Here is a 9,400-nt window from a genome sequence, read left to right on the forward strand (position 1 = left end):
GGGGCGGAAAGTGGGCAGGGGTCGGTCTGGAAGGGTCCACGTCGAAAGGATGAGTGCCATGCCTCGGGGATCCAGCCCCAAGCGGGAACGGCAGTACGAGCACATCAAGGACAGCGCGCGCAAGCGCGGGACCAGCGAGAAGCGCGCCAAGGAGATCGCCGCCCGCACGGTCAACAAGGAGCGGGCCAGGTCCGGGGAGGCCAAGACGGCCAGCCGCACCTCGACCCAGGACATCTCCTCCAGCCGGCGCGGCGGGCTGCGCTCGCACTCCGGCTCGCAGGGCCGCACCAAGGAGCAGCTCTACGCCGAGGCGCGCAAGCGCAACATCGAAGGCCGGTCGAAGATGACCAAGGCCCAGTTGGAGAAGGCGCTCGGCTAACCGGCGTTGCTGTTTCGGCAACGAACTTTGCGCCCTGGGCCAGACGTGCCGCATAGTCGGGGCACGGAGGTGGTCGAGATGACCGACAAGTTGCTGAACAGCTATGACGTGGTGGTGGCCGGCGGAGGCGCCGCGGGACTGAACGGGGCGCTGATGCTGGCCCGGTCCCGGCGCTCGGTCGTGGTGATCGACGCCGGCGACCCGCGCAACACGCCCGCCTCGGGCGTGCACGGGCTGCTGGGCCGCGAGGGCATGCCTCCGGCCGAGCTGCTGGCGCTGGGCCGGGCCGAGGTGCGCCAGTACGGCGGGCACGTGGTGCAGGGTGAGATCGCGAGCGCCCGGCGCGAGGAGGAGTCCGGCGGCTTCGTGGTGACCCTCGCCGACGGCCGGTCCGTGCGGGCCCGCCGCCTGCTGGTCACCACCGGGCTGTCCGACGAGCTCCCGGCCATCCCGGGGCTGCGCGAGCGCTTCGGCCGCGACGTGCTGCACTGCCCGTACTGCCACGGCTGGGAGGTGCGCGACCAGGCCATCGGGATCCTGGCCAGCGGGCCGATGTCCATGCACCAGGCGCTGCTGTTCCGGCAGCTCAGCGCGGACGTCGTCTACTTCACGCACACCGCGGCTCCGCTCACCGACGAGGAGCGGGCGCAGCTCGCGGCCCGTGGCGTCCGGGTCGAGGCGGGCGAGGTGACCGGCCTGGAGGTGACCGGGGACCGGCTGTCGGGCGTGCGGCTGGCCGACGGGCGGGTGGTCGCCCGCGAGGCGCTGGCCGTGGCGACCCGGATGGTGGCCAGGGCCGGGTTCCTGGACGGGCTCGGGCTGAAGGCCGTGGAGCACCCGATGGGAGTCGGCGAGCACATCCCGGTGGACGCCGCCGGCCGTACCGAGGTCGCCGGAGTCTGGGCGGCGGGCAACGTGAGCGACCTGATGGCGCAGGTCGGCGCGTCGGCGGCGGCCGGGGCCGCCGCCGGGGCGCAGATCAACGCCGACCTGGTGATGGCCGAGACCCGCGAGGCGGTCGCGGCGCTGGGCTGAGCGCGGGAGCGGGGCCGCCCTCCTGACGTGGGGCGGTCCCGCCGACTCTTGACAGCTTTTCTGTCAGGAGATACGTTCCGGCTTAATTTAAAGGAAACTTTCCTATTAGATTCCTTTAGAGAGCTCCCACCCCCCAACAGCCGGAGCAGTTCATGAAGCGTTTCCTCGTCGCAGCTCTCGGGGCCTTACTGATCCCCGGGGGCACCTTCATCGCCACCGTGCCGAGCGCCCACGCGGCGGTGCGGACCATGGCGCCCGCATGGGCGCCCTACACGACCTACGCCGTGGGCGCGGTTGTCACCTACAACGGGACCGACTACACCGCCGTCCAGGGCCACACCTCCTTGCCGGGCTGGGAGCCGCCGAACGTTCCCGCGCTGTGGAAGGCCGGCGGTGGCGGCGGCGGTGACACCCAGGCGCCCACGGTGCCGGGCAACCTGCGCAGCACGGCGACCACGACCAGCAGCATCGCGCTGGCCTGGAACGCCTCGACCGACAACGTCGGGGTGACCGGCTACGAGGTCTACCGCGGCGGCACCCTGGTGACCACCACCAACGGCACCACGCTGGCCTACACCGACAGCGGCCTGACCGCGGGCACGAGCTACACCTACACCGTCCGCGCCAAGGACGCCGCGAACAACCGCTCGGCCGACAGCGCCCCGCTGACCGCCTCGACCCAGCAGGGCAACGGCGCGCCCGGCCAGCCCGGCGCCCCGTCGGTCTCCTCGGTGACCGGCACCTCGATCGCCCTGTCCTGGGGCTCCTCGACCGGCACCGTCACCGGCTACCGGGTCTACGAGGGCAGCACCCAGGTCGCCCAGGTGACCGGCACCTCGGCCACGATCACCGGGCTCGGCACCTGCACCTCGCACACCTACACGGTGCGCGCGTACAACGCCAACGGCGAGTCGGCCCCCAGCGCGCCGGTCTCCGGCACCACCACCGGGTGCACCGGCGGCGGCAACAAGCTGCTCGGCTACTTCGTGCAGTGGGGCGTCTACGGCCGCAACTACCACGTCAAGAACATCGACACCAGCGGCTCGGCCGCCAAGCTGACGCACATCAACTACGCCTTCGGCAACGTCCAGGGCGGCAAGTGCACCATCGGCGACTCCTTCGCCGACTACGAGAAGTCCTACGGCGCCGCCGAGAGCGTCGACGGCGTGGCCGACACCTGGGACCAGCCGCTGCGCGGCAGCTTCAACCAGCTCCGCAAGCTGAAGGCCAAGTACCCGCACATCAAGGTGCTGTTCTCCTTCGGCGGCTGGACCTGGTCCGGCGGCTTCGGCCAGGCGGCGCAGAACGCGGCCGCCTTCGCCGACTCCTGCTACAAGCTGGTCGAGGACCCGCGCTGGGCCGACGTGTTCGACGGCATCGACATCGACTGGGAGTACCCGAACGCCTGCGGCCTGACCTGTGACACCAGCGGTCCGGCGGCGTTCAAGAACCTCATGCAGGCTCTGCGCACCCGCTTCGGCCAGAACTACCTGGTCACCGCGGCCATCACCGCCGACGGCACCTCCGGCGGCAAGATCGACGCGGCCGACTACGGCGGCGCGGCGCAGTACCTCGACTGGTACAACGTCATGACCTACGACTTCTTCGGCGCCTGGGCCGCGCAGGGCCCGACCGCCCCGCACTCCCCGCTGACCACCTACAACGGCATCCCGACCCCGGGCTTCTACTCCGACAACGCGATCCAGAAGCTCAAGAGCAAGGGCGTCCCGGCCAGCAAGCTGCTGCTCGGCATCGGCTTCTACGGCCGCGGCTGGACCGGCGTCACCCAGTCCGCCCCCGGCGGCACCGCCACCGGCCCGGCGCCCGGCACCTACGAGCAGGGCAACGAGGACTACAAGGTCCTCAAGACCCGCTGCCCGGCCACCGGCACCGTCGCCGGCACCGCCTACGCGCACTGCGGCAACCAGTGGTGGAGCTACGACACCCCGGCGACCATCGGCGGGAAGATGAGCTACTCCAAGCAGCAGGCCCTCGGCGGCGCGTTCTTCTGGGAGCTCTCCGGTGACACCACCAACGGCGAGCTGATCACGGCCATGAAGAGCGGGCTCGGCTGAGCCGGCACGACCCGGCCCGCCCCTTCTGATCCGAGGAGGGCTCGGCCGGAGTAGGACGGGCGGGTGCGGCGCTCCGGGCGCCGCACCCGCTTCCTTTTCCGCCCTTCAGCCTTTCCGCCGCTCAGCTTTTCCGCCGCTCAGCTTTTCCGCCGCTCAGCTTTTCGCCCCTCAGCGGCCCAGCTCCGCTTCCCGGTCGAGGCGGCCCAGTTTGTGCGGGTTGCGGACCACGTAGATCCGGCTCACCCGCCCGTCCTCGATCACCAGCGCCACGGCCGCGTCCAGCCGCCCTTCCAGCTCGAAGCGCGCCGCCGGCCCGCCGTTCAGCCGCATCGGCGCCACCTCGAAGTCCAGCTCCAGCCGGGTCAGGGTCGCCAGCAGCGTGCTCACCCGCCCGGCGCCCCTGACCGGCCGCCGGGACGCGTTCACCACGCCGCCGCCGTCGGCGACCACGATCACGTCCGGGGCGAGCACCTCCATCAGCTCCCCCAGGTCGCCGCCGCGCACCGCGGCCAGGAACCGCTCGACGACCACGTCCTGCTCGGCCCGGCTCACCCGGGTCCTCGGCCGCCGCGCACTCACGTGCGCCCGCGCCCGGTGCGCGATCTGCCGCACCGCCGCCGGCGTCCTGCCCACCGCCGCCGCGATCTCCTCGTACGGCGTGGCGAACACCTCGCGCAGCACGAACACCGCCCGCTCGGCCGGCCCGAGCGTCTCCAGCACGGTCAGCATCGCGTACGACACGCTCTCGGCGAGCTCCACGTCCTCGGCCACGTCGGGGCCGACCAGCAGCGGCTCCGGCAGCCACTCCCCCACGTACTCCTCCCGCCGCCTGGCCAGGGTGCGGAGCCGGTTGAGCGCCTGCCGGGTGACGCTCCGCACCAGGTAGGCGCGCGGATCGACCACCTCGTCCCGCGACGCCGGGGCCAGTGCGGCCCAGCGCAACCACGTCTCCTGCACCACGTCCTCGGCGTCGGCGGCCGAACCGAGCACCTCGTAGGCGACGGTGAACAGCAACCTGCGGTGACCGACGAACGGATCCTCGGCTGGGGTTCGCTCATGACGCAGGCCGTCGGCGGGCCGGCGGTGCTCGGGATCGCAGGGCTCGGTCATGGGGCCGGGGTGGCGCCGCTCGGCCGGGCCAGTGGTTCCAGGCCGCAGGCCGCGGCGAAGCCCTGCGCCTCGATGCCGAGGGCGACGTTCATCCGGGCGGTCTGGTTGGCCAGTGCGGCGAAGGCGGTGAGTTCGAGCAGCGCCGCCGGCCCCAACCGGTCCAGCAGCCGGGCCGACAGCTCGTCGGTCACCGTGGGCGGCGTCCGCGACATCGCCTCGGCGTACTCCAGCACGTCCCGCTCCAGCGGCGTGAACAGCGCCGACTCCCGCCACCTGGGCACCTCACGCGCCTTGGCCATGTCCAGCCCCTCGTTGTGCGCACGGAAGTACCCGTAGTCCAGGCAGAAGGAGCAGCCGACCAGGGCGGCCACCGCCAGGTGCGCGTAGGACTTCAGGTTCTCGTCGCACCGGTCCCACCTGGTGGCCTTGCGGCCCATCCCGAGGGTGGCGCCGAGCACGGGCCGATGGTGCCACAGCACCCCGAGCGAATCGGGCACCTCGCCCAGCATCCGCTTGCTCGCCCGCTTCAGCACGGCTCCGTACAGGCCGGTGATCTCGGCGTGGGGAATCCGGTTTCCGGTCATGCGTCTCCTCCTCGGATCTGCTCTCCCCATGCAGACACCGCCCGCCGCCCGAGTGTGACACCGCACCGGCCGAGGCCGCCGGGTCAGGCGTAGCGCGGGTCGCGCTCACCGGAGTACACCACCGTCATGCCCAGCCGCGCGACGATCGTCCCCGGGTTGCGGTACACGTGCGGCCGGTCACCGCGCATCCGCAACGCGTCGCCCTCCCGCAGCTCGAACTCCGCTCCCCCGACCCCCACCTGCAGCTCCCCCTCATAGAGGTGCAGCAGTTCCCGGGTGCCCGCCGGGTGCCCGGGCGAGCGGATCTCGTCCCCCGCCGCGATCACGAAGTCCCACACCTCCACGAACGGCGCCTGCCCGTCGTTGACCAGCAGCCTGGACCGGCTGGCCCGGCCGGCGGGCCGTTCCAGCACCTCCGCCGCCCGCGCCACGTACCCCAGTTCCTTGGGCGGCTCGACCAGCACGCCGATCGGCACGCCCAGCGTGGCCGCGAGCCTGGCCAGCGTGGCGACGCTGGCATTGGTCCTGGCCGTCTCGATCTGCTGGACCATGTTGCGGCTCACCCCGGACCTGGTGGCCAGATCCTCCAGCCGCCAGCCCAGGGCCTGCCGGGCCGCCCGCACGTTGGCCGCCAGAATGCGCGTCACCTCTTCCATGAGAACATTATAGTATGCCGGAGACACAATATTCTGTACGTCTGCTGGTCGGGGCCGGATTCGTCGACTACCTGGGCTCCGGGTTGTTCCTCGCGCTGTCGGCCGTCTACTTCACCCAGCACGCCGGCTTACCCGCCTGGCAGGTCGGGGCGGGGCTGGGCCTCGGTGGCTCGCTCGCGTTGCTCTGCTCGGCGCCCGTGGGCCGGCTCGCCGACCGGCTGGGGACCCGGCGGGTGCTGGTCGCCCTGCATCTGGCCCGGGCCGCCGGGACCGCGGGGTACATGGTGGTCGGCGGCTGGCCGTCCTTCCTCGCCGCCGCGTGCCTTGTCACCGTGGCCGACCAGGGCATCGTCACGCTGACCCAGGCGCTGGCGGCCGAGCTCGCCGGGGCGGGGCGCCGGGAGCGGGTCATGGCGCACTACCGCACGGTCGCGAACCTGGCGATCAGTGCCGGGGGGCTGCTGGGCGGGCTGCTGACCGCTTCGGGCACCCGGGACTCCTTCCAGGTCGTGTTGCTGGCCAACGCCGCGGCGTACGTCGTGGTCGCCGCGCTCCTGCTCACCCTCCGCACCGCACCCCGTGCGAGCCCGCCCGACGGCCTGGAGAAGCCGAGCCCGCCCGGAGACCTGGAAAGGCCGAGCCCCTGGCGGAACCCGCGGCTGCTGACCCTCGCCGGGCTCGACACCCTGCTCCAGCTCTGGCAGCCGGTCCTCAACCTGGGCTTCCCGCTCTGGCTGGCCCTCCAGGAGCCCGCCCTGCGGCCCTGGATCGGCCCGCTGTACGCGATCAACACGGTCCTCTGCGTCCTGCTGCAGCTCCCCGCCGCCCGGCTGACCGCCACACCCGAAGCGGCCCGCCGCCGGCAGGCGGCCGGCGCGGTACTGCTGGCCGCCGCCTGCCTTGGCTACTGGGCCGGCTGGTTCGCCGCGGCCACGGTCCTGCTCACCCTCGGCGAGCTGCTCGCCGTCAGCGCGGCCTGGACGTTGTCCTACGCCCTCGCGCCGGCGGAGGGCAGGGCCGAGCATCTGGCGGTGTTCGGCATGGGACGCTCCTTCTCCCGGTACGTGCTCGGGCCGATCCTGGTCACCGGCCTGCTCCAGCTCCTCGGCGGGCCGAGCTGGGCCGTACTGGCCGGCCTGTTCGTGGCCGCGGCGGCGGCCACGCTCGCCTGGCGCCCGCCCGCGACCTGGCCCGGCGGTTGAACGCCGGGTTACCGCCGGAAGGACATCAGCGGACGATTCGCCGCCACGCCCGCCGAGCGCCCCTCCCCGGCCTCCGCACGCCCTCGCGTTGCGACAGGATGGCCCGGCAGGAACCACACGCACGACAAGGGGACCGGGTGAAGCCGCACGGGGTGGGCGAGGTCGCGCTGCTCTTCCTCAAGCTGGGAACCATCGCCTTCGGCGGCCCGGCGGCGCACATCGCGATGATGCGCGACGAGCTGGTGCGCCGTCGCGGCTGGGTCACCGACGAGCGCTTCGCCGACCTGATGGGCGCCACCAACCTGATCCCCGGGCCCAACTCCACCGAGCTGGCCATCCACCTCGGCTACGACCGCGCTCGCCGGCGCGGGCTGCTGGCGGCGGGGGTCTGCTTCATCCTTCCCGCGGCGCTGATCGTGACCGCCCTGGCCTGGGCGTACGTCACCTACGGGCAGACGCCCGCGGTCGAGGGGCTGCTGTACGGGATCGTCCCTGCGGTGATCGCGATCATCGCGCACGCGCTCTTCGGGCTGCTGCGCACGGTGATCAAGACGGTCTGGCTCGGCGTGCTGGCCGCCGCGGCGCTGGCCGCCTACCTGCTTGGCGTCAACGAGCTGGTCGTGCTCGCGGCGGGGGCTTTGCTGGCGGCAGGGGTACGGCTGGCGCGGCGGCCGGGGGCGCACGGGCTGCTGGCCGTACCGCTGCTGGGGTCTGGGGTGAACGAGCAGCTCTTCCTCACCATGCTGAAGATCGGCTCGGTGCTGTACGGCAGCGGCTACGTGCTGCTGGCCTTCCTGCGCGGCGACTTCGTGGAACGGCTCGGCTGGATCACCGAGCAGCAGCTCATGGACGCCGTCTCCATCGGCCAGGTCACCCCTGGGCCGGTGTTCACCACGGCGACGTTCATCGGCTACCTCGTGGCGGGGCCGCTCGGCGCCTTCCTGGCCACGGTGGCGATCTTCCTGCCCTCCTTCGTCTTCGTCGGCCTGCTCACCCGGATCACCGATCGGCTGCGCTCCAGCGAGTGGACCTCGGCGCTGCTCGACGGGCTCAACGCCGCCGCGCTGGCGCTGATGGCGGGGGTCTCGCTCCAGCTCGGCCGCGCCTCGATCGTCGACCCGCTGACCGCGGCCATCGCCATAGTGACCCTGGTGCTGCTCTGGCGGACCAGGCTCAACAACGCCTGGTACATCGCCGCGGGCGCGCTGGTCGGTCTCGTGCACGTCTGGCTGTCCTAACGGCCCCGCCCGGAGGGGCGAAAAATTTCAAGTCATCAGTATTGATGAAGGGATCCTTCGGAGTTACGTTCATGATCGGCCTCTAAACCCCCCTCACATGCCTGAGAGGCGAGCATGGTGACACTTCCCCAGGCCCTTCGATCCGCGATCCCCTTCCTCGCCGCCTGCGTGGTGGCCCTCCTGCCCGCGGTGCCCGCCAGCACCGCCGGCGACCCGCCCGCCGACCCCGCCGCCGAGCAGTCCACCGACCAGCCGGCCGACGCCACGGCCCTGCTGGCGGTCTCGCACAAGAGCCCCTTCAACTGCGGCAAGACCTTCTACGCCAACAACTGGACCGGCGGCCACAACCCGAACGGCTCCATCGACTGGCAGAACTACGGCGGCGACGAGACCAACGGCGAGCCCGTGCGCGCCACGGCCGCCGGGACCGCCTACTTCTACGACTACGGCAACACCAGCTACGGCAAGTGGGTCGAGATCCACCACTCCGACGGCTCCCGCACCCGCTACGCGCACATGTCGAGCATGGTCCGGGCGGCCGGGGCCTCGATGGGCGTCAGCCAGGGCACCCAGATCGGCAACGTGGGCGCCACCGGCACCTCCGTCCCGCACCTGCACTACGAGCAGCGGTTCTCCGGCGGCGGGATGGACACCAGCCCGACCGTCGAGGGCGTCACCGTCTCGCTCGGCCAGAAGAAGGCCATCACCAGCACCAACGCCTGCGGTGGCGGCACCAACCCGTACACCCCGCAGGAGGCGTGCGGCAGCGGCTACTCGGTCGTCGACTCGGCCGGGCTGAGCGGCGGCACCACCTACCTGCTGTACAACTCCGGCAACGGTTACAACTGCGTCGTGACCATGAAGTCGACCAACCTCGGCGTCAACACCGCGGTCTCGGCCTTCCTGGAGCCGCAGGGCGAGAGCCGGGTGACCGACGCCGGGAACTTCGGGTACTACGCCGGCCCGGTCCGCCTGCACGCCGCCGGGCAGTGCGTGCGCTGGGGCGGCTCGGTCGGCAGCAGCTCCTACACCAGCCCCTTCGAGCACTGCGGCTAGCCGTACCTCCGGGGAGGACTCCTCCCTGACCTCGTGATCCGGGTCCCGCCGGGCGAGCACGCTCG

9 protein-coding genes are annotated in these 9,400 nt (G+C 72.0%); 6 read left to right on the forward strand and 3 right to left on the reverse strand.

The window, feature by feature from the left end; all coding sequences use genetic code 11:
• The first annotated feature begins 58 nt into the window (after nucleotides 1-58).
• The 3 genes from AB0I67_RS36045 (at nucleotide 59) to AB0I67_RS36055 (ending at nucleotide 3,489) form a co-directional block, all read left to right on the forward strand.
• The gene (locus AB0I67_RS36045; RefSeq protein WP_357933269.1) at nucleotides 59-379 is read left to right on the forward strand and encodes a plasmid stabilization protein; all 321 of its coding nucleotides are present in this window, start codon (nucleotides 59-61) and stop codon (nucleotides 377-379) included.
• Nucleotides 380-457: 78 nt separating this feature from the next.
• On the forward strand, nucleotides 458-1,414 hold the full coding sequence (locus tag AB0I67_RS36050) for an NAD(P)/FAD-dependent oxidoreductase (protein WP_357933272.1): 957 nt from the start codon (nucleotides 458-460) through the stop codon (nucleotides 1,412-1,414).
• Nucleotides 1,415-1,566: 152 nt separating this feature from the next.
• Nucleotides 1,567-3,489, forward strand: a complete 1,923-nt coding sequence (locus AB0I67_RS36055) for a glycosyl hydrolase family 18 protein (protein ID WP_357933275.1) — start codon at nucleotides 1,567-1,569, stop codon at nucleotides 3,487-3,489.
• A 168-nt stretch (nucleotides 3,490-3,657) separates the two neighbouring features.
• On the opposite strand, the gene AB0I67_RS36060 is transcribed toward AB0I67_RS36055, so the two are convergent.
• The 3 genes from AB0I67_RS36060 to AB0I67_RS36070 all read right to left on the reverse strand — a co-directional run bounded on the left by AB0I67_RS36060 (nucleotide 3,658) and on the right by AB0I67_RS36070 (nucleotide 5,839).
• The gene (locus AB0I67_RS36060) at nucleotides 3,658-4,599 is read right to left on the reverse strand and encodes an RNA polymerase sigma-70 factor (RefSeq protein WP_357933278.1); all 942 of its coding nucleotides are present in this window, start codon (nucleotides 4,597-4,599) and stop codon (nucleotides 3,658-3,660) included.
• On the reverse strand, nucleotides 4,596-5,183 hold the full coding sequence (locus AB0I67_RS36065) for a carboxymuconolactone decarboxylase family protein (RefSeq protein ID WP_357933281.1): 588 nt from the start codon (nucleotides 5,181-5,183) through the stop codon (nucleotides 4,596-4,598). Before AB0I67_RS36065 ends, AB0I67_RS36060 begins: the two co-directional genes overlap by 4 nt.
• A gap of 83 nt (nucleotides 5,184-5,266) precedes the next feature.
• Entirely contained in the window at nucleotides 5,267-5,839 is a 573-nt protein-coding gene (locus AB0I67_RS36070; protein WP_357933284.1) for an XRE family transcriptional regulator, read from the reverse strand.
• Nucleotides 5,840-5,853: 14 nt separating this feature from the next.
• Between AB0I67_RS36070 and AB0I67_RS36075 the strand changes: the two genes are divergently transcribed.
• From AB0I67_RS36075 to AB0I67_RS36085, 3 genes are all read left to right on the forward strand, one after another.
• The gene (locus tag AB0I67_RS36075; RefSeq protein WP_357933287.1) at nucleotides 5,854-7,041 is read left to right on the forward strand and encodes an MFS transporter; all 1,188 of its coding nucleotides are present in this window, start codon (nucleotides 5,854-5,856) and stop codon (nucleotides 7,039-7,041) included.
• Between the two features lie 137 nt (nucleotides 7,042-7,178).
• Nucleotides 7,179-8,279 (forward strand): chromate efflux transporter, encoded by a 1,101-nt coding sequence (chrA, locus tag AB0I67_RS36080; protein WP_357933290.1) that lies wholly within the window; start codon nucleotides 7,179-7,181, stop codon nucleotides 8,277-8,279.
• Nucleotides 8,280-8,393: 114 nt separating this feature from the next.
• Entirely contained in the window at nucleotides 8,394-9,335 is a 942-nt protein-coding gene (locus AB0I67_RS36085; RefSeq protein ID WP_357933293.1) for a M23 family metallopeptidase, read from the forward strand.
• The last annotated feature ends 65 nt before the right edge of the window (nucleotides 9,336-9,400 follow it).

The organism is Nonomuraea sp. NPDC050310 (assembly GCF_040655795.1).
Classification (GTDB): Bacteria; Actinomycetota; Actinomycetes; order Streptosporangiales; family Streptosporangiaceae; genus Nonomuraea.